General features: G+C 30.9%; 20 protein-coding genes. 9 read left to right on the top strand and 11 right to left on the bottom strand.

What is annotated here, in order from left to right; translation table 11 throughout:
- Window positions 1-14: 14 nt before the first annotated feature.
- Complete coding sequence (gene truA / locus AXE80_RS12465) at window positions 15-812, bottom strand: tRNA pseudouridine(38-40) synthase TruA (protein ID WP_068827836.1); 798 nt, start codon at window positions 810-812, stop codon at window positions 15-17.
- On the bottom strand, window positions 809-2,353 hold the full coding sequence (locus tag AXE80_RS12460; RefSeq protein ID WP_068827834.1) for a hypothetical protein: 1,545 nt from the start codon (window positions 2,351-2,353) through the stop codon (window positions 809-811). Before AXE80_RS12460 ends, truA begins: the two co-directional genes overlap by 4 nt.
- A gap of 212 nt (window positions 2,354-2,565) precedes the next feature.
- On the opposite strand from AXE80_RS12460, the gene AXE80_RS12455 reads away from it, so the two are divergent.
- From AXE80_RS12455 to AXE80_RS12445, 3 genes are all read left to right on the top strand, one after another.
- Entirely contained in the window at window positions 2,566-3,729 is a 1,164-nt protein-coding gene (locus tag AXE80_RS12455) for a 2-isopropylmalate synthase (RefSeq protein ID WP_068827832.1), read from the top strand.
- A gap of 115 nt (window positions 3,730-3,844) precedes the next feature.
- Window positions 3,845-4,117 carry a Sec-independent protein translocase subunit TatA/TatB gene (locus tag AXE80_RS12450; RefSeq protein WP_068827830.1) on the top strand — a complete coding sequence of 91 codons (273 nt, stop codon included), beginning with the start codon at window positions 3,845-3,847 and terminating at the stop codon, window positions 4,115-4,117.
- Window positions 4,117-4,692: a phosphatase PAP2 family protein gene (locus AXE80_RS12445; protein ID WP_068827827.1), complete on the top strand. Its 576-nt coding sequence runs from the start codon at window positions 4,117-4,119 to the stop codon at window positions 4,690-4,692. Before AXE80_RS12450 ends, AXE80_RS12445 begins: the two co-directional genes overlap by 1 nt.
- A gap of 41 nt (window positions 4,693-4,733) precedes the next feature.
- Here AXE80_RS12445 and map read toward each other — a convergent pair whose 3' ends face one another.
- Window positions 4,734-5,498: a type I methionyl aminopeptidase gene (gene map / locus AXE80_RS12440; RefSeq protein WP_068827826.1), complete on the bottom strand. Its 765-nt coding sequence runs from the start codon at window positions 5,496-5,498 to the stop codon at window positions 4,734-4,736.
- Window positions 5,499-5,513: 15 nt separating this feature from the next.
- The gene (locus AXE80_RS12435) at window positions 5,514-5,939 is read right to left on the bottom strand and encodes an OsmC family protein (protein ID WP_068827823.1); all 426 of its coding nucleotides are present in this window, start codon (window positions 5,937-5,939) and stop codon (window positions 5,514-5,516) included.
- Between the two features lie 137 nt (window positions 5,940-6,076).
- On the opposite strand from AXE80_RS12435, the gene AXE80_RS12430 reads away from it, so the two are divergent.
- Genes AXE80_RS12430 through AXE80_RS12420 form a run of 3 tightly spaced genes read left to right on the top strand, consistent with a single transcriptional unit; the run spans window position 6,077 to window position 9,672 of the window.
- Window positions 6,077-7,354, top strand: a complete 1,278-nt coding sequence (locus tag AXE80_RS12430; protein ID WP_068827821.1) for a replication-associated recombination protein A — start codon at window positions 6,077-6,079, stop codon at window positions 7,352-7,354.
- 3 nt (window positions 7,355-7,357) lie between these two features.
- Window positions 7,358-8,494, top strand: coding sequence for a glycosyltransferase (locus tag AXE80_RS12425; protein WP_068827819.1), 1,137 nt, complete (start codon window positions 7,358-7,360; stop codon window positions 8,492-8,494).
- Complete coding sequence (locus AXE80_RS12420) at window positions 8,491-9,672, top strand: lipopolysaccharide biosynthesis protein (protein ID WP_068827817.1); 1,182 nt, start codon at window positions 8,491-8,493, stop codon at window positions 9,670-9,672. Before AXE80_RS12425 ends, AXE80_RS12420 begins: the two co-directional genes overlap by 4 nt.
- Here the strand turns inward: AXE80_RS12420 and AXE80_RS12415 are convergent.
- From AXE80_RS12415 to radC, 4 genes are read right to left on the bottom strand one after another with little or no spacing between them, the layout of a single operon-like run.
- Window positions 9,629-10,477, bottom strand: coding sequence for a class I SAM-dependent methyltransferase (locus AXE80_RS12415; protein ID WP_068827814.1), 849 nt, complete (start codon window positions 10,475-10,477; stop codon window positions 9,629-9,631). The genes AXE80_RS12420 and AXE80_RS12415 overlap by 44 nt on opposite strands.
- Complete coding sequence (locus tag AXE80_RS12410) at window positions 10,477-11,340, bottom strand: hypothetical protein (protein ID WP_068827812.1); 864 nt, start codon at window positions 11,338-11,340, stop codon at window positions 10,477-10,479. The genes AXE80_RS12415 and AXE80_RS12410 overlap by 1 nt, the downstream gene beginning before the upstream one ends.
- Window positions 11,337-12,653, bottom strand: coding sequence for a polysaccharide deacetylase family protein (locus tag AXE80_RS12405; protein WP_068827810.1), 1,317 nt, complete (start codon window positions 12,651-12,653; stop codon window positions 11,337-11,339). The genes AXE80_RS12410 and AXE80_RS12405 overlap by 4 nt, the downstream gene beginning before the upstream one ends.
- A gap of 4 nt (window positions 12,654-12,657) precedes the next feature.
- Window positions 12,658-13,356, bottom strand: coding sequence for a RadC family protein (radC, locus tag AXE80_RS12400; protein ID WP_068827807.1), 699 nt, complete (start codon window positions 13,354-13,356; stop codon window positions 12,658-12,660).
- Between the two features lie 65 nt (window positions 13,357-13,421).
- Between radC and trkA the strand changes: the two genes are divergently transcribed.
- From trkA to AXE80_RS12385, 3 genes are read left to right on the top strand one after another with little or no spacing between them, the layout of a single operon-like run.
- Window positions 13,422-14,768 carry a Trk system potassium transporter TrkA gene (trkA, locus tag AXE80_RS12395; RefSeq protein WP_068827806.1) on the top strand — a complete coding sequence of 449 codons (1,347 nt, stop codon included), beginning with the start codon at window positions 13,422-13,424 and terminating at the stop codon, window positions 14,766-14,768.
- A 3-nt stretch (window positions 14,769-14,771) separates the two neighbouring features.
- Window positions 14,772-16,271, top strand: a complete 1,500-nt coding sequence (locus tag AXE80_RS12390) for a TrkH family potassium uptake protein (protein ID WP_068827804.1) — start codon at window positions 14,772-14,774, stop codon at window positions 16,269-16,271.
- A 42-nt stretch (window positions 16,272-16,313) separates the two neighbouring features.
- Entirely contained in the window at window positions 16,314-16,493 is a 180-nt protein-coding gene (locus tag AXE80_RS12385) for a zinc ribbon domain-containing protein (protein WP_068827802.1), read from the top strand.
- Between the two features lie 64 nt (window positions 16,494-16,557).
- On the opposite strand, the gene AXE80_RS12380 is transcribed toward AXE80_RS12385, so the two are convergent.
- The 3 genes from AXE80_RS12380 to AXE80_RS12370 form a co-directional block, all read right to left on the bottom strand.
- Window positions 16,558-17,484 (bottom strand): malate dehydrogenase, encoded by a 927-nt coding sequence (locus AXE80_RS12380; protein ID WP_068827800.1) that lies wholly within the window; start codon window positions 17,482-17,484, stop codon window positions 16,558-16,560.
- Window positions 17,485-17,644: 160 nt separating this feature from the next.
- Window positions 17,645-18,109, bottom strand: a complete 465-nt coding sequence (locus AXE80_RS12375; RefSeq protein ID WP_083194668.1) for a DUF2059 domain-containing protein — start codon at window positions 18,107-18,109, stop codon at window positions 17,645-17,647.
- Window positions 18,110-18,208: 99 nt separating this feature from the next.
- Entirely contained in the window at window positions 18,209-19,240 is a 1,032-nt protein-coding gene (locus AXE80_RS12370) for a DUF6588 family protein (protein WP_068827796.1), read from the bottom strand.
- Window positions 19,241-19,338: the final 98 nt, after the last annotated feature.

The following is a 19,338-nucleotide window of genomic DNA, read 5'->3' as shown; positions in this document are numbered from 1 at the left end:
AAAACTATTTTACTTTATTGATTTTGAGTGTGTAGCGTATTCTTATGAAGAATTAATCCGCTAGCAGGAGCAATTTCGTTAAGAACTAATTCATCATCCCAGTGACTAAGTGTTTTTTTAAATGTTTCTAAATTCATTTCTCCGCTTCCGAGTAAAAACAGACTTCCCATCATCATTCTAACTTGATAATGCATAAAACCAGGGCCTGTAACTTTATATATATAACTTTCTTTTGGAAAGAAATTAGCAGTATAGATATCATTTTTAATAATTTCAGAGCTAAATACTTCACGCTCACAAACAGTATTTGGGTTAGGTTTTTTGGTGTATTTTTTAAAGTTGTGTTTGCCCTTAAATAGTTTTGCGCCTTGCTGCATTAGGTCAATATCTAAAGTATTGGTTTTTCCAACCATCATGGGAGCAGCAAAAGGATGATTTCTTTCGCCATGAGAAAATAAGTAATGATATTCTTTAATTTTTACAGCTCCAATCATGTCAAAAGAAGCATCTACTTGTTTAATGTTAATGATATTGATATCTCTAGGTAGATTTTTGTTTAATTCTTTTGTAAGCCAATTGGTGTCATAAAATTCTTTTGTGATTAAATGACAATAGGCATCATTTGCAGAAACCATTGCATCGGTTCTGCTTCCTCCTAAAGTTTTAAAATCTTGATGCTTAAATATAAAACGCAGGGTTTTTTCTATATACTCTTGAACAGTTTTTACATTAGGTTGCTTTTGCCATCCGTGGAATCTAAACCCTAAATATTGTAGTTGAATTAAATAATAATGATCGTTTAGGTATTTCAATGTCTAGCTTTTAATATTTTTTGTTTTACAATTTCTTCAACCGGTACACCTTTAATGTTAGATTCTAGCCAAGACAAAATGTCTAAGTATAGAAAAGAACGTTTTTCGTATGGGTGGTCTTCGTAAACTTTTAGTTCTTCATATAAATTTTTAAAAGCTTTTCTTAGTTCATGAGGGTACAAATTACTTAGGTTTCTTAAGAATTTAATCATCTTTCTTTGTACTTCGTATAAGTTGTTCATTTTTAATAAAAACTTATAAGTAGACTTGATTAATTCTTCAATGTATTCATCATCACCAGATTCGTAATGAGCAACTAAGTTTAATACTCGCGTATAGCAAAGTAAATCCTCACGCATTTTTAAATCTTTGTTTTTGATAATTTTGTTTAAATAAAAAATACAATGTTCATAATCACCAGCTCCAAAATACATACAGGCTATTTTGTAGTAAAATAACATGACGTGATGGGCATCAATTTTTTTATCAGTTTTGTTTAGTTCTGTTAAAACATCTTCTACAAATTCAGTTCCTTTACTAAACTCACCTGTTAGATAAAAAGAGTTGATTTTGTGCTGATATAAGTATAAAAAACAAAGGTTTTGTGTGTTTTCTGATGAAAATATTTTTTCCTCGGTAATTTCTAAGGTTAGCTCGTTTAATATTTCTTGAAACTTATCTTTTTTTTGGAGATAGAATAATGACTCTAATAAATAGTTTACTGCTTTTAAATAAAATACCGGATGCAATTTTTTCATATCAGGTAAATCATGAAAGAGCTGTACTAGTTTTTGGGAATTTCGGTAACATGATAAAAAATCTTGTGTAATAAATCCTTGCCATAAATTGGCTTGATATAAGTACATCTTACTAGTAAATCCTAATTCAGAAAAAGCATATTTAGGAATTCTGTCTTTATAATATTTTTCAACAGTATGAGTGTCGTTATCATTCCTAGCATATCCGTGTTTTAAAAACCAACTATATAGTTGTAAAGCAAGGTTAGATAGCTTGGAAGTAACCATGTTTTTTTGGTTGATGTTTTTAGCTTCAATTGCTAAAGTATCGGCACGGTCACTCATACTACGTGTAATGTATTGAGATTCAATAACTTTTTCTAGCTCAATAATTTCATAAGCCAAGTTGTATTGTTCTTTAGTTACAGCAACACTTTTGGTTTTGTCTAACAAACGCAAACTTTGTTTATATAGTCCTTTAGTATATAAAATTGTAGCAAAATCTATTTGTTCTCTAATTTGAGTAATGCTGTTTTGATGTATAGGACTTAATCTAAGGCTTATTAAAATTTGACGGTATAAATGAGCTTTAGTATTAGATATTTGTTGCTTTTTAATTCCTGTTTTAGATAGAATTAACTTCTCATCGTACACATTTAATTTGTCCATTAAAACAAATAAAGCCATAAAGTTAGATTGGGTATTCCCTTCTAATCTACCTGCATATAACTTAAATTGTCTCTTTTCGGATTTGCTTAACGATTTGATTAGTGAGAATAATGGATCTTTTTTTTCTTTTTTCATGGTGATGTTTCCCGTGTTGGATAGTTCAAAAATACAAAAATATTCAGATTTTTAACGTTGGGTGTCGTAAACTTATTATGTGTATTCCCTTGTAATTGTTAGTGTTTGTGGTTTAATGTTTGTTTTGGCTAAGGGAAAGGTAATTTATTAAGCTTTCACTCGCTTTACTAGAACCTTATTTTTGTTAGCTTAAAGTAAAAAAGATAAGTAAAATGGCTAAGGATCACGTACAGATTTTTGATACTACTCTTAGAGATGGAGAGCAAGTTCCAGGATGTAAACTAAATACAGAGCAAAAGTTAATTATTGCAGAGCGTTTAGATTTATTAGGGGTAGATATCATTGAGGCAGGATTTCCAGTTTCTAGTCCAGGTGACTTTAAATCTGTTGATGCGATTGCTAGATTGGTAAAGAATGCAACGGTCTGTGGATTGACTCGTTCTGTAGAAAACGATATCAAAGTTGCTGCAGAAGCTTTAAAGCATGCTATTAGACCAAGAATTCATACAGGAATTGGTACTTCTGATTCTCATATTAAATTTAAGTTTAACTCTAACAGAGATGCAATTATAGAAAGAGCAGTAGCAGCGGTTAAGTTTGCTAAAACTTTTGTGCAAGATGTTGAGTTTTACGCTGAGGATGCAGGACGTACTGATAATGAATATTTAGCAAGAGTTTGCGAGGCAGTTATTAAAGCTGGTGCAACAGTATTAAACATTCCTGATACTACAGGTTATTGTTTGCCTCACGAATATGGAGCAAAAATTAAATATTTAAAAGAAAACGTTAAAGGGATTGAAAAGGCAGTATTGTCTTGTCACTGTCATAACGATTTAGGTTTGGCTACTGCAAACTCTATTGAAGGAGCTATTAATGGAGCTCGTCAAATTGAGTGTACTATTAATGGTATTGGAGAAAGAGCAGGAAATACATCACTAGAAGAAGTGGTGATGATTATGAAGCAACACCCGGACTTAAATTTAGATACAGGAGTAAATACTAAACTTTTATATAGTACTTCTCAAATGGTACAAGAGCATATGGGGATGTTTGTACAAGCAAACAAAGCTGTAGTTGGTTCTAATGCCTTTGCTCACTCATCAGGAATTCATCAAGATGGAGTGATTAAAAATAGAGAAACTTATGAAATTATGGATCCTGCTGATGTTGGAGTTACAGAATCTGCTATTGTGTTAACAGCACGTAGTGGTAGAGCAGCTTTGGCTTATAGAGCTAAAAACGTTGGATATGAGTTGACTAAGTTAGAGCTAGATACTGTGTATCCTAAATTCTTAGATTATGCAGATACTAAAAAAGAAGTAGTTGATGAAGATATTCATATCTTAATGAAACAAAATCAAATAAAATTAAGCTAATCATACAATGTTAGTTATAAAAAAAGGCCTCATTTATGAGGTCTTTTTTGTGGAATTATAAAACCATAAAAAGTCAATTATTCCTACTATCTTTGTTACATAAAATTTGAACGATATGTTTTTATTTATTGGAGGTCCAGAAGTCTTTATTATTTTACTACTTGTAGTAATGCTTTTTGGTGCAGATAAAATTCCTGAAATAGCAAGAGGATTGGCAAAAGGAATCAATCAAGTTAAAAACGCTACGAATGATATCAAAAGAGAAATTAATAGCTCTGCAACAAAAAACGGAATAGACTTAGATGTAACCAAAGATGTAAAAGATGCTGTTGATGATGTTAAATCTAGTATTGATGATTTTACAGGGCCTATAAAACGAATGAAGTAATGAGTTTTATTGATGCTATTATTCAAGCAGATGAGCAATTATTGATATATCTAAATCATTTTGGGAGTGAAGCCTATGATGCTTTTTGGTTGGCAATTACCAAACCTTTAAACTGGATTCCCCTTTTTCTTTTTTGGCTTTTTTTACTAATAAAAAACTTTACTTGGAAACAAGGATTATTTCTGTTCTTGTTTATTTGCATTATGGCTGGTTTGTCTGATGTTTTGGTAAATGTTTTTAAACATACTTTTGAAAGACCAAGACCGTGTTGGCAAGTAGGGGTTATGGAGCAAATTAGAATTTTACAATGTTCTCGTAGTTTTAGTTTTGTATCAGGACATGCAACCACTTCTATGGCAGTAACTACTTTTATGTATTTGTTGTTTAAGGATAAATTTAAATGGACAGTTTTATTTTATATCTATCCATTACTTTTTGCTTATAGTAGAATATATATGGGAAAACATTATCCTGTAGATATTATATGCGGTTATGCTTTAGGAATTTTAGAAGCTGTTTTATATTTAAAATTAGCGAAGTATTTAGTTGGTAAGTGGTTTACTAAAAACATATAAAAAAAGGAAAGCTAAATTGCTTTCCTTTTTTTATATGTTGGTTAATTCCAAATTCCGTTAGATTCTGTAAGAATTACAGGGTTATGATCTGTAATTAAAATAGTTTGTTCGTGTTGGGTTACATAGCCACCTTTGTCACCAACCAAAGTCCAACCATCATTTAACTCCAATGCAATGGTAGATTTTGTAGTAATAAAAGTTTCTATAGCAACAGTTGTATTTTTCTTAAACCTCTCACGATTTGTTTTTACTCTGTAATTTAAGATGTTTTCAGGTTCTTCGTGTAAACTTCTTCCTACACCATGTCCTGCTAAATTCTTAATTACTTTAAAGCCATTTTTCTTAGCTTCTGTTTCGATAAGCTGTCCGATGTCTGCTATTTTTACCCCGCCTTTAATATTGCTAATGGCTTTTTTTAGGATGTTTTTAGAAGCGTTTACAAGAGGTTGATGGTTGTAAATGTCTTTTCCTAGTACAAAAGAACATCCATTGTCAGACCAAAAACCATTTAATTCAGCAGAAACATCAATATTTATTAAATCTCCTTCTTTAAGAATTTTATCTTTAGCAGGAATTCCGTGCGCTACTTCTTCATTTACACTAATACAGGTGTAGCCAGGGAAATTGTAGGTTTCATAAGGGGCAGATTTTGCTCCATATTTTTTTAAAATTTCTCCTCCATATTCATCTAACTCTTTGGTAGACATGCCCACTTTAGCATATGCTATCATTAGTTTTAGTGTGGTGCCAACAACCTCACTAATTTTTTTCATTCCAACTAACTCAGATTCTTTTGTTATTGACATCTTAAAGGTTTAAAATTATTTCTTAGGAAAATAATTAATTTTAGTTTCTACAGTAGCAAACTGTCTAAACATTTCCATTACACCACAATAGGTGTCTACAGATAAGGTAACTGCTTTTTCTATTTTCTTTTCGTTTAAATTATCTCCGTAAAAATTAAAGTTTACCCATACTTTGTGGTAGAATTTTGGATGTTCTTCTGTTAGTTCTGCCTCAACATCAATATCAAAAGTATCTACATCAATACGCATTTTTTTTATTAAAGAAGCTACGTCAATTCCAGAACAACCCGCTAGCGCAGATAACATTAATGCTTTTGGTCTTAACCCTTTTCCTTGTCCACCTACTTCTTCGGAACCATCAATAGGAACTATTCCTCCTGGTCCTTCAGATTCAAAATATACCCCTTCTTTCCAATTTAAACTTATTTTTTGTGTTGCCATGTTTCTGTATTTTTATGAGGTCAAAAATAAGTAAAGTAATTGACGTATTGAAAAGTAGAATGAAAGCAGTTTAAAAGTTAAAAATAATTGCCAATCATCAATTGTTAATTGCTAGTTGTAACTCGTATATTTACTTTATGAATCAACCTTTAGCAGAACGTATTCGTCCTAAAACATTAGAAGACTATATTAGTCAGCAACATCTTGTAGGTAAAACAGGGGTGTTGACTAACCATATCAATAAAGGAATTATTCCCTCGTTAATTTTATGGGGGCCTCCAGGTATTGGTAAAACAACGTTGGCAAATATTATTGCAGAAACCTCTAAGCGACCTTTTTTTACTTTAAGTGCGATTAATTCGGGAGTAAAAGATGTTAGAGAGGTAATAGATAAAGCCAAGCAAAGTGGAGGTTTGTTTACAACAAAAAATCCTATTTTGTTTATTGATGAGATTCATAGATTTAGTAAGTCTCAACAAGATTCTTTGTTAGCAGCTGTAGAAAAAGGTTGGGTAACGTTGATTGGAGCTACTACCGAAAATCCGAGTTTTGAAGTGATTCCGGCTTTGCTGTCTCGTTGCCAAGTTTATATTCTAAACCCGTTTGATAAGAGTGATATGGAGGCTTTGCTGCAAAGAGCCATGGAAAAAGATGAGGTAATTGCTAAAAAGAAGGTGGTTTTAAAAGAAATTGATGCCTTGTTACAGGTGTCTAGCGGTGATGCTAGAAAACTGCTAAATGTTTTTGAGTTGATAGTCGCTTCTGAGGAAGAAGGAGTTGAAATTACCAATGATTTGGTTTTAGAAAAAGTACAACGAAATGTAGTACGATATGATAAAACAGGAGAACAGCATTACGACATAGTTTCGGCCTTTATAAAATCCATCAGAGGGTCTGATCCTAACGGAGCGGTATATTGGTTGGCAAGAATGGTAGAGGGTGGAGAAGATGTAAAGTTTATTGCTCGTAGAATGTTAATATCGGCATCAGAAGATATTGGTAATGCCAATCCAACAGCTTTAATTATGGCAACCAATACATTTCAGGCAGTAACGACTATTGGCTATCCAGAAGCTAGAATTTTATTAAGTCAATGTGCTATTTATTTAGCTAATTCGGCAAAAAGCAACGCAAGTTACGAGGCTATTAATAAAGCGATACAAGTTGTTAAACAAACAGGAGATTTACCCGTTCCTTTGCATTTAAGAAATGCACCTACTAAATTGATGAAGGATATGAATTATGGTAAAGAATATAAATATGCTCATGCTTATCCAGGTAATTTTATAGAACAAGAGTTTTTACCAGATGAATTAAAAGGACTATCATTATACAATCCTGGGGTGAATGCTCGTGAAAATGAGTTTAGAAAAATAATGAAAGATAGGTGGGGTGATAAATATGAAAAGAAGTAGGTGATGATTAATAAAATAAAAGTCATTTATTTAACGTCTAGTCATTATGTAAATGATGATAGGATTTTTTTTCATATCAAAGATACGTTAGAGAGAAAAAACTTTAAGGTTGATGTTTGTTCTACTTATGGCGATAAAAATTTTAACTTAAAAGATACGTATTGGATAAAGGGAGATGAGTTGTCTAGAAGAGAAAGGGTTAGTTGGTTTTGCGAACAGTTGATTTTGTTAAGTCCTGAAATGATTATTTGTGGAGAACCACTCCCTATTCTAGCTGCTAAAAAATTTCAAGAACAGTATCCATCTTGTAAAATTATTTATGATGTAACAGAGTGGTATCCGTCAAAAAAGAATTTATACGATTTAAATTTTATATCAAAAACGACTAAGTTCTTTACGATGTTTGTTTTTAATCTATATGCAGCCTCTTTAGTAGATGGATTTATTGTAGGAGAATATTATAAAAAAAAGATATATGATTTTTTATTTCCATTAAAACCAAAAGAAATTATTTCTTATTATCCAAAGAGAAAATATGTTTCTTTAAAAGGAAAGAAATTGTTGTCTAAAATTTTTAGGGTTGGGTATTCTGGAAAGTTTAGTGAAGAAAAAGGGATAAATAGGGTTTTTAAGGTAGCTGAAAGTTTAAGAGTAAACAACCCTGATCTTAAAGTTGTGTTGGTACTTGTTGGAAAAACGTTTTTAAAACAGGAACGTATAGGTTTTAGAAACCTAATAGAAAAATACCCAAGTTTAAATGTTGAGATAAATGAAATGGTTCCTTTTGAAGATTTTAGTAAGGCTATTTTGAGTTTTGATGTAGCTTTAGATTTAAGAGATAACGATATAGAAAACACAAGGTGTTTGCCTATTAAGGTTTTTCATTATAATGCTTGTGGTATTCCCGTTGTTTACAGTAATTTAAAAGCTCTAAAAAAAGGATATGTGCAAGCTGATTTTTGTGAATTGGTAGAGCCAAATGATACTGAAAAAGTAGCAACAAAGTTACAGCGATTTATAGATGACCCTATATTTTATGCCGATGTTTCTAATAAGGCTGTTACCAAAATAGAAAAAGGCTACTTATGGGAACATATCGAAGGAAAATTGTTGGGTTTTATTCAAAAAGTTAATAATTGAAAATAAGTAAAAACATATTTCAAACTTTAGTTGTTAGGGGAGGAGTTGCTGTAGTGAATATGGCGATTGTTTTTTTAACCTTAAATGTTTTAGGGGCTGATGGAAGAGGTAAAATAAGTCTTTTTTTAACAGACTTGTCATTGGTTTTAATTTTGGTTAATATTTTATCGGGTAGTACTATTGCGTATCATGTTAAAAAAATGAAATTAAATGTTCTTATAAGAACATCTTATTTGTGGACTGTTTTAATAGCTGTTATGCCAAGTCTAGTTCTAATGTATGTTCATAAAGAGTCAATTCATAAGCACTTATATTTTATAGCGGTATTAAATGGTTTTTTTTCTGCAAATCAAATGATTTTTATAGGAAGAAAAGATATAGAAAGGTACAATTTTTTGTTTCTTTTGCAACCAACTTTAGTTGTGTCTAGTTTGATTTTTATGATTTTTGTTGTTGGCTTAAGATCAATCAATTCATATGTTATTAGCCTGTATGTTTCTTTTGGAATAGTTTTTTTGATATCTGTTTTTTTTGTGTTTAGGGATGATAAAAAAGAAGGCTTAAGTGATAAAGTTTTGAAATCAATATATAGATATGGTCTAGGTAATGAGGTAAGTGTTGGTGTTCATTTGTTAAATAATAGATTTTTGTATTATATAATATATGAAGTGTTGGGGGCTTATACTTTGGGATTGTTTTCAGTTGCAGTGTCTATTACAGAGTCTGTCCTTATAATATCAAGAAGTATTTCAGTAAATCAATATTCTGAAATATTAAATATGAAGGAAATTAAAGATAAAATTAGGATAACCAATAAATCTATTAAAAACACAGGGGTTTATACGATTATAGCTATTGTTGTTTTGTTATTAATTCCTGAAAATATTTTGGGGATAGTTATAAAAGAAGATATAAGAGTAATTAAAGAATGTATGTGTTATTTGTCTATTGGTGTTTTTTTTCATTCGATAGGAAATATATATGGAAATTATTTTTCTGGTTTAGGGAGATATAAAGAAAATATTCAAAAATCTTTAATAGGTTTTGTTCTTTTAATAGTTGGTTGGTTTTTATTAAGTTCTTACGGTTTAATAGGAGCTTGTTTGTCAATGATGATAGGCTATTTTAGTTCGTTTATTTTTTTATTTTTTCTGTATAAGAAAGAGGTTTCTTTTTGAATTTACAGACTGCTAATAAGTCTGTCGTATTAATATTTTCTTTAGTAATTATTATATCGTTGATTGAATATTTTAAAGTGAAGTCATCTGTTTTGTTAGAGTTTATCGTTGGTTGGAAAAACAGTTTCTTTGTTTTGATGAAGATTTTAGATTGATACTGAAGTAGTTTGTTTTTTATTTTCCGAGGAAATATTTTTAAACTCAAAGGAAACGTTATAAAACGTAATTTTTTTGTTCTTTTTATTTCATATTCGCATATATCAGTTTTGCTTCCAATGTTATATATTTCAACAGATTCAAACTCTTTAGAAAGTAGTTTTATTAGACTTTTTCTTGAAAACTCTTTTATGTGAAATTGATTCCAAGGATGCTGAAAAGTAAATAATCTATGTTCGATGTTGGGAGTTGATATATATACTAATCCATCGTCTTTTAAATATTTTGATATCGTTTTAACGTATTCGTTTAGGTCAAAAACATGCTCAATAACTTGAAAAGAAGTTATAATATCAAATTTTTTGTTTTCTAAATTAGAAATTGTCGTGAAATTTGTATTATAAGATGAGTAGTGTTCATTTGCATATTTAATGGATTCTTCATCAATATCTACTCCTATAGTTGTTTTAGCTTTTTCGGATAGAATTTTGCTTCCGTACCCGCTTCCGCTACCCATGTCTAAAACGGTTTTTCCTATAGTTTTTTCTGCAGCATAAATGTATGTTTTTAAATGCATTAAATGATTGTAGTATTCTTCTATAGAATTAAATTTTTCTTTAAGAATGTGTCTTTCTCCGGTGTCTTTCATTATATTTTTTTAGTGTAGTAGTAATAAGTCTCTAATTCACTTCCAAAACTTTTAAAAAAGGAAGCAATTCCAGGGTGCATTGAACCTTCAAAATCTAATGTAAAGTCGGAATTGGAGTATTTCTGAATCATAAAATCTAAAATAGCAGTATTTCCTTGTACCTTGTTTCCTGCTTTATTATTGGCAGAAAAAACATAGTAAATTCTTTTTTCATCTTTAAAAAATAAGGAGCCAGAAATAAGCTGATTGTTTTCGTTAAATACACCTAAAATAGTTGTGTTTAATTTTTTTTCACAAGTTAGTTTCTCAAGTTTGTTGTAATCCGAGATATTAATTTTTAATTCTTGATAATAATTTTCTTTAAACAGTTTAATAAGGTCTTTTGTTTTAATGTTTTCTTTAATAGAGAATCCTGATTTTTTGAATTTTTTTAACCTGTCTTTTCTGTCCTTTCTGTAGTTTCTGTGAAGATCTTGATAAGGTTGATTTAAAGCTAGTGTAAAATTATTTTTTGTGTAAAAAAGTTTAGAGTTGCAGTTACTGTTTAACTGAATGGTAGTTTTTAAAAACTTTTTAGGAATGGCTTTTATAAATTCTTCAACTAAGGTGTTGCTAAAAGGAGAGGTTGAAAAAACACCTAATTGCTGTGTCCAACAGGGTGGGTAAATATATTTGATGAAATATTTACTTCTCCAAGGCAATGGCATTACAGCTTTGTAGTCATCAAGCACCAATGCATCCCAATGGTCTGCTACAATATCTAAATAATAACTTAGCGCATAAATTCTTGAATTCAAGGCGTTTTGAATACAAGTATCATATTTTTGAATATCTAAATCTTTTCTTTGGATGTACTTAATCATGAATCTTTCACGCATTTTAAAACATCTTCATAAAAATCTTCCCAGTACTTCCACTCATCAAAATTAGACAAACAGTCGTTGTGAAAAATAGAAATCAAAGTTCCATTAACTTGCTTTACCAAATTAGCAATATGATTAATCCTCATCAAAGCTTGTTTTGGACTTAATTGCATTTCAAAACGTAAAACAGTGTCGTTAAAAGCATAAGGAAATACTTTTAGAGGGGTCTGAATCTCAAAATCTAAATCATAAAAATAAAAAGGAGTACAAGTACTAGCTTTAAATCCCATGTGTTTTGGATAGCCCATGGTGTAGTCTTCCTGAATATCTAAATCAATTAATTTATGATAAGTGTCGGGTAGTTTATTTCTTCCATAATGCTGTCTAGATAATTTTGTAGGAGTGTTTATTATTTTTTCTAATCTACTTGTTTCCTTAATTAAACTATCTTCATCTTCCATGGTAAAATAAGAGCTAAGCAAGCCTACACGAGCATGATCGGCAATAGATTTTATAAGTAAATGATATTTTCTTTTGGTATAAGCAACATTGTTGTCGTAAGTGGTGTAATTACTTAAAAGAAAAAAGAAAATGGTTTTTACATTATATTTTTTTTGTAAATAAATAATTTTATCAAAAGTGTTATAAGGGTCTTCTTTAATACTTAATAAAGTAGCAATTCTTGCCCAAACAGAATAAAGTTTAAAGGTAAATAAATCGTAAATACCACTAACAATGGTTCTAATAACTCCTTTTCCTTTATATAAAAAAGTTTGATTAACACTAAAGGTAGAAATGTATTGGTATTTGTTAGCGTTATGCTCGTATTCTGGATATTCTTCTTTTAAGGCTTTTAATAGTTTATAGGCCCAAACATCAATAATAGGTTTGTCTAAAAAATTATGTTTAAAAGCAATACTTTCTTCGGCAGGGAAACAATCATTTTCATCTAACACACAAGGTAAATATTCTTCGTATCTACTTAATAAATAAAAACTCGCCGCAAAAATATCAAAAGGAATGGTCGATTTTTTTCCAGTACTAAAAAAGCAAGGAGTACTATCCCATTGCGATACATTTATTTCAATATCATTAATTCCTTGTTCAAACAATAAACCATGACTTTGAATAAAAAATTCACTTCCTAAAGGAGATTTTCCATAGCTCATTTTTAAACTATCATGAGCAACAAATTCTTCTATCTTAGAGGTGAATTTTATTGGGATATTAAGAATACGCACAAAAATATGCTTAAAAATATAGCTTACTCTTGGAGTGGTTTTTTGTGTATAAATTAATAATTCTTCTGTCATAAGATTATAAGATTCCCTCGTCTGCAAAGCTAAAATAAGCTTTTTGTGTGATTATTAAATGATCCAAAACTTTTATATCTAAAGTAGTACTTGCGTTTTTAATTTTAGTAGTGATTTGTTTGTCGGCTGAACTAGGCTGTAGTTTGCCAGATGGATGATTGTGACCTAAAATGATAGCGGTTGATAATAGTTCTAAACTCTTTTTAAAAATAATCCTTAGATCTACCAAGGTCCCGGTGAGCCCACCTTTACTAATCATTTGTTTTTCTATCACTTTGTTATTGTTGTTAAGGTGTAAAACCCAAAATTCTTCATGGTGAATATCTCCTATAATGGGTTGGAATATTTCATAAGCATCTTTGCTACAAGTAATTTTAGGAACAGATAAGGCTTCAGCCAAACGTCTGCGTTTTCCTATTTCAAGTGCGGTAACAATGCTAATGGCTTTGGCCTCTCCAATACCATTAAATTTTTGCAATTCCCCAATATTTGCTTTTGCGAGTTGATTTAAATTATTGCTAAAGTGATTTAATATTTTTTTAGAAAGTTCTACAGCAGATTCGTTTCTATTTCCCGAACCAATTAAAATAGCAATCAATTCAGCGTCCGATAGTGAGTTAACTCCTTTTAGAATTAATTTTTCTCTAGGTCTGTCTGCTTCATTCCATTGTTTAATGGTTAAAGATTTTGTCCTGTTTTTCATAGCTTTATATTTATTAACAGATGCTAACTAAATATAATATATTTGCAGTAAACTAATTCTAAACTATGAAGATCATTATTGCTGGTGCGGGTGAAATTGGCTACCATTTGGCAAAGTTGCTGTCCATGGAGTATCACGATATTTATGTGATTGATCAAAACTCACAAAGATTAAATCATTTAAACACGCATATTGATGTTTTTACTAAAAAAGGTGATGCCGCTTCTATTGCTGTTTTAAAAGAAGTAGGAATTAGCGATGCTGATTTGTTGGTAGCGGTTACAGAATCACAAAACACCAATTTAACCATTGCAGGAATTGGTAAAACTTTAGGAGTTAAAAAAACCATTGCAAGAATTTCTAATACCGAGTATTTAAGAACAAAAGAAATTAATTTTTCTGATGTAGGAATTGATTATATGATTTCTCCCGAAGAATTAGCTGCTCAAGAAATAGAGGTCTTAATTAAAGAAACTTCTTTTAATGATAAATTTGAGTTTGAAAAAGGAGAACTTAGTGTTTTAGGAGCTAAATTAACTTCAGAATCTGCAATTGTTGGTGCTTCGGTACAAGAAATAAATTTAAAATACGCTTTTGATTTTATCGTAATAGCAGTAAAAAGAGAAAATTCATCAAGTATTATTATTCCAAAAGGAGATACTCTTTTTGAAGCTAATGATCAGGTTTATTTTTCGGTTCCAAGAGAAAGTTTAGATAAAATTCATCTTTTAGTTGATGCTCAAAAAGTAGGGATTAAAGATGTAATGATTCTTGGAGGAGGTAGAATAGGTCAAAAAATGGCGCGTAGACTTTGTCATAAAAATCTTAGAGTTAAGGTAATTGAGCAAGACAGAGAAAAATGTTTCGAATTATCCGATGATTTAAAAAATACCTTGGTTATTAATGGTGATGGTAGAGATATTGAATTGCTCGAAGAAGAATCTTTAAGTAATATGGATGCCTTTATTGCCGTTACAGGAAATTCCGAAACCAATATCATGACCAGTTTGGTTGCCAAATCAAGAGGGGTTAAAAAAACGATTGCTTTGGTAGAAAACATGAATTATATGGATATTTCTCAGAGCATTGGTGTAGATACTTTAATCAATAAAAAAATACTAGCTGCGAGTGTTATTTTTAGGCATGTTCGTAAAGGTAGAGTGTTGGCATTGGCTAACTTACATAATGTAGAGGCCGAGGTATTAGAGTTTTTTGTGAGGAGAAATACAAAAATTACAGAGCACAAAATAAAGGATTTAAATCTGCCAGAAAATACGGTGCTTGGAGGTGTAGTAAGAAAAGGAAAAGCTTTAATGACTTTTGGTGATTTTATAATTCAACCAGGAGATAGAGCTTTAGTATTCTGTTTACCTGATGCTATTCCGCAAGTAGAAAAGTTCTTTAACAATTAAGCTATGAGAGGATTAAATTATAAAATCATTTTAAGTTTTTTGGGTTTAACCTCAATGATGAATGGTTTTTTTATGCTGCTTTCAGAGCCTTTTAGTTGGTATTATCATGAACAAGCCAGTTATGGAATTTTATCAGCAGGAGTCATAACCATTTTGTTTGGCCTTATATTGTGGTTTTTTAACAGAAAGGCCAATAAGGATATACAAAAAAGAGAAGGATATTTAATTGTTACCCTAGGTTGGTTGATGTTAACTTTAACAGGTACATTGCCTTATTTAATGACAGGGACTATCACTTCTTTTCCCAATGCTATTTTCGAAACTATTTCAGGGTATTCTACAACAGGAGCTTCTATTTTAACCGATATAGAAAGTGTTTCAAAAGGAGTTTTGTTTTGGAGAAGTGCTACCCATTGGATTGGTGGAATGGGAATTATTGTATTAACTGTTGCTATTTTACCTCTATTAGGAATTGGAGGGATGCAGCTTTTTGTGGCAGAAGCACCAGGGCCTTCTACAGATAAATTACATCCAAGAATTACACAAACTGCTAAGCGTTTATGGTTAATTTATTTTAGTTTAACCATGGCTGAGTTTCTATTGTTAAAAATTGCGGGAATGAGCTGGTTTGATGCCATAAACCATGCAATGGCAACTTTAAGCACAGGAGGTTTTTCTACAAAAAATGATAGTGTTGCTTATTGGAATCACAACCCTTTTATACAATATATTATTATAGGTTTTATGTTTGTGGCAGGGGCAAATTTTGTATTAAGTTATTACGCTTTAAAAGGTAAAACTTTAAAGATTTTTAAAAATGAGGAGTTCAGATATTATTTTGTTTTAACTGTATTAGTTACTATAGCTATTACTGTTTTAATAGTGTGTTTTCAAGATCCAACTTTATTAACAAGCGTACATCACCCTATGGTTTGGGGTAAAGTAGAGAGTGCATTTAGACATGCAGCTTTTCAAGTGGTAAGTGTTTTAACTACTACTGGATTTATTACTGCAGACTATACTATGTGGTGCTCTATAGCTACAGCCTTAATTTTTTCTTTGTTTTTTATTGGTGGTTCAGCAGGTTCTACCAGTGGAGGGGTAAAAGTAGTGCGCCATGTAATAATGATAAAAAATTCATTGTTAGAGTTAAAAAAACAATTGCATCCTAAAGCTATTATTTCTGTAAGGTATAATGGGAGTAGGGTTTCTAGAGTGATTATTTTTAACATACTATCGTTCTTTGTTATCTATATGTTAATCTTTATTTTAAGTACTATAGTATTAACTCTTTTAGGATTAGATTTTCATTCAGCAATTGGTGCAGCGGCATCGTGTTTAGGAAATATTGGACCAGGATTAGGGCAGTTAGGGCCTGTAAATAATTATGCTCATTTGTCTGATATAGCTAAATTGTTTTGTTCTTTTCTAATGCTTATAGGTCGTTTAGAGCTGTTTACCGTACTAATTGTTTTAACTCCTTATTTTTGGAAGAGTAATTAAGGTAATGTAGATATGTTATTTTGCTAAATTTAAATTATACAGATGTTAGAGCAAAGTTTTACTTGTCCATATTGTTGGGAGAATATCAGTATGGTGTTAGAGTTATCGGTGAGTGAAACTTATATTCAGGATTGTGAAGTTTGTTGCAATCCTATAGAAATAAAAACCCAATGGGAAGGAGAAAACCTTTTGTTCTTTGAGGCTAATCCAATTGGTCAATAAATTAAAAATAAAAACGTCCAACTACATAATAGTTGGACGTTTTGTTTTTATATAAATAAGAAAGTTATATTTCTAACAATCCATTTGTTTTTCTAACCGCATCTGCAGAAGCAGCAAATTTAGTTGCCTCAGCTTCGTTTAAATCAATATCAACAATTTTTTCTATACCATTTGCTCCTAATACACAAGGAACACCAATACAAATATCAGATTGTCCGTATTCTCCTTCTAAATAGGCAGAGCAAGGGAATATTTTTTTAGAATCTGTAGCAATAGCTTGTACCATGGCAGATACTGCGGCTCCAGGAGCATACCATGCAGAAGTTCCTAACATTTTAGTTAAAGTAGCTCCTCCTACCATAGTGGCTTGAGCAACCTCATCTAGTCTTTCTTCAGATAAAAATTGTGATACAGGAACAGAGTTTCTAGTTGCATAACGAGTTAAAGGAATCATTCCAGTATCTGAGTGACCACCGATTACCATTCCATCAATATCAGATAAAGGGGCTTCTAAAGCTTCGGCCAAACGATATTTAAATCGTCCAGAGTCTAGTGCTCCACCCATTCCAATAATTTTATTTTTAGACAAGCCTGTGGCTTTATAAGCTAAGTATGTCATAGTATCCATAGGGTTAGATACTACAATGATTATAACGTTTGGAGAGTGCTTAATTAAGTTTTCTGAAACTTGTTTTACAATTCCTGCATTAATACCAATTAATTCTTCTCTGGTCATTCCTGGCTTTCTAGGGATTCCTGAAGTAATGACTGCAACATCAGAACCAGCAGATTTAGAATAATCATTAGTAGATCCTATAATTTTAGTATCAAAATCATTTAAAGATGCAGTTTGCATTAAATCCATGGCTTTCCCCTCGGCAAAGTTTTCTTTAATATCTACGATAACAACTTCTGATGCAAAATTTTTAATGGCGATGTATTCTGCGCATGATGCACCAACGGCACCAGCTCCAACTACTGTTACTTTCATTCTTGTATTATTTTAAGTGAGATAAATTCTTATTAATACCTAAAAATAAGGATTTGTATTGATTCATGGTATGATTTAAGTCATGAATACGTTAAAAATAAAGTAATAAACACACAAAAGTTGACAATAGTACTTTGGTTTGTGTATTTAGTTGGCTGATTTAAATACTTTTTTCTAGTTCGCTAATTCTGCTTTTTATTTTTTCTTGAAATTTTGGCATTTCATTTTGCATCATTTTTTGCATGAGTTCAGTTGTAATGGTTGGCGTTAGTTCTAATAGTTTTTTACCTGTTTCGCTTTTGTAAAAGCCAATCATGTCATCAATATCTTTATTGTTAAAATATTTAGCGTAAATATCTACCATAGATCCATTAATGATGTTTTGAGTGAATGTTTTAGATTCTTCTAATATAATGGTGTTTACTTTTTCTAATTTTTGTTTTTGTTCCTCTGATTTAAGATTAGATTTCATTTGCTGCTGTAGCATAGGAATCATTTGATCCATCATTTGATCAATCATTTTGTCAGCTTGCATAACATTAATTAATTCTAAAACTTTTTCTTTAGGAGCTTGTGCATAAGTGGTTAATGTTAAAAACATCAACAGGCTAAAAATCTTTTTCATTTCAAATATTTTAATAGTTCCTGCTAAAAGTAGTTAAATAAAACAAAAAAGCGCACTGTGTAATAACACAGCGCGCTTTAAAAATATTGTTTTTTTAGATTATCTAAAACTAAATGCTACACCCGCATTAATTGAGTTGTATTCTTGTAAAGTATAGCTTCCGTAAATTTTAAAGAAGGCAAGGTTTAAACTCATACCTGCAGTAGTCATAAAACTATTTACATCATTTTTTATATTTGGTAAATCATCTTTGTCAATTTTTTGAGGACTTCCAATTGGTGCACCCGTATTAGGGTCTTCATATTGGAACTCATAATCTCCATTAACAACAAGACTAGATTTTCCTGTAGAATAACCAAGACCTACAAAAAAGTTTACAATTTTTAAGTCGATAGATCCTAATAATTGACCAGTTAAACTTGTTACTTCCATATCAATACTTTGATCTTCTCCAGGGATGTATTGTGAAGATAATTTGGTGTAACCACCAAATACAGAAACATCTACTAAAGGAATTCTTTTTGCAATAGGAAAATATTGTAAAATATTGTGCTTAACACCAATACCGAATAAATCAGTTTTAAAAGAATCGCTACCTACTTTAGGTACAAATCTTACTGTTACATCAGTTTTGAATGGTAATCCAATACCAGCTTGAACCATAGCGGCAGGTACTTGATCAAATCCAATTTCTTCACCAAATCCTTCCAAAGCATCCATTTTAAATTCAGCAGGTTGAGTAACACCTGGAGCAACTTCCACATCTTTAGAAACAATAAGTACTTGGTCGGTACTTCCACCAAACGCCGTTGGAAGTTCTGCTTGGTTTACACCACTTTCTAAAGTAACATTTTGATAATCGCTAGTTTTGAAAATAAAGTTTTTTCTGTTTCCTGGTACGGTAGATAGTGTAGCGTTTAAAGTAATGTCAAACCCTAATAATTTATGTGGTTTAGCTGTTCTGTACCAACCACTATTTAAGTTGTAAATAGTACCTTCAAAGGCAGGTTGTAGGTATGATTGCATTAGTGTTCCTGCATCTTTTCCAAGAACTAATAACTGTTCAATTTCTTGTGCTTTGGCAGTAAACATTCCTGCTGATAAAGCAATTAATAAGACAATTTTTTTCATAAGTATAGTTTATATATGTTATATACGAATGTACAAAAATACTAGTAAATGTTTTTCTAAAAATATAAAAGACATAAAAAAAGGAGATGTATTTCAAT

This window comes from Wenyingzhuangia fucanilytica, assembly GCF_001697185.1.
Taxonomy (GTDB): Bacteria; Bacteroidota; Bacteroidia; order Flavobacteriales; family Flavobacteriaceae; genus Wenyingzhuangia; species Wenyingzhuangia fucanilytica.
The sequence above is the reverse complement of the archived record's forward strand: the minus strand, read 5'-3'. Positions and strand labels throughout refer to the sequence as shown.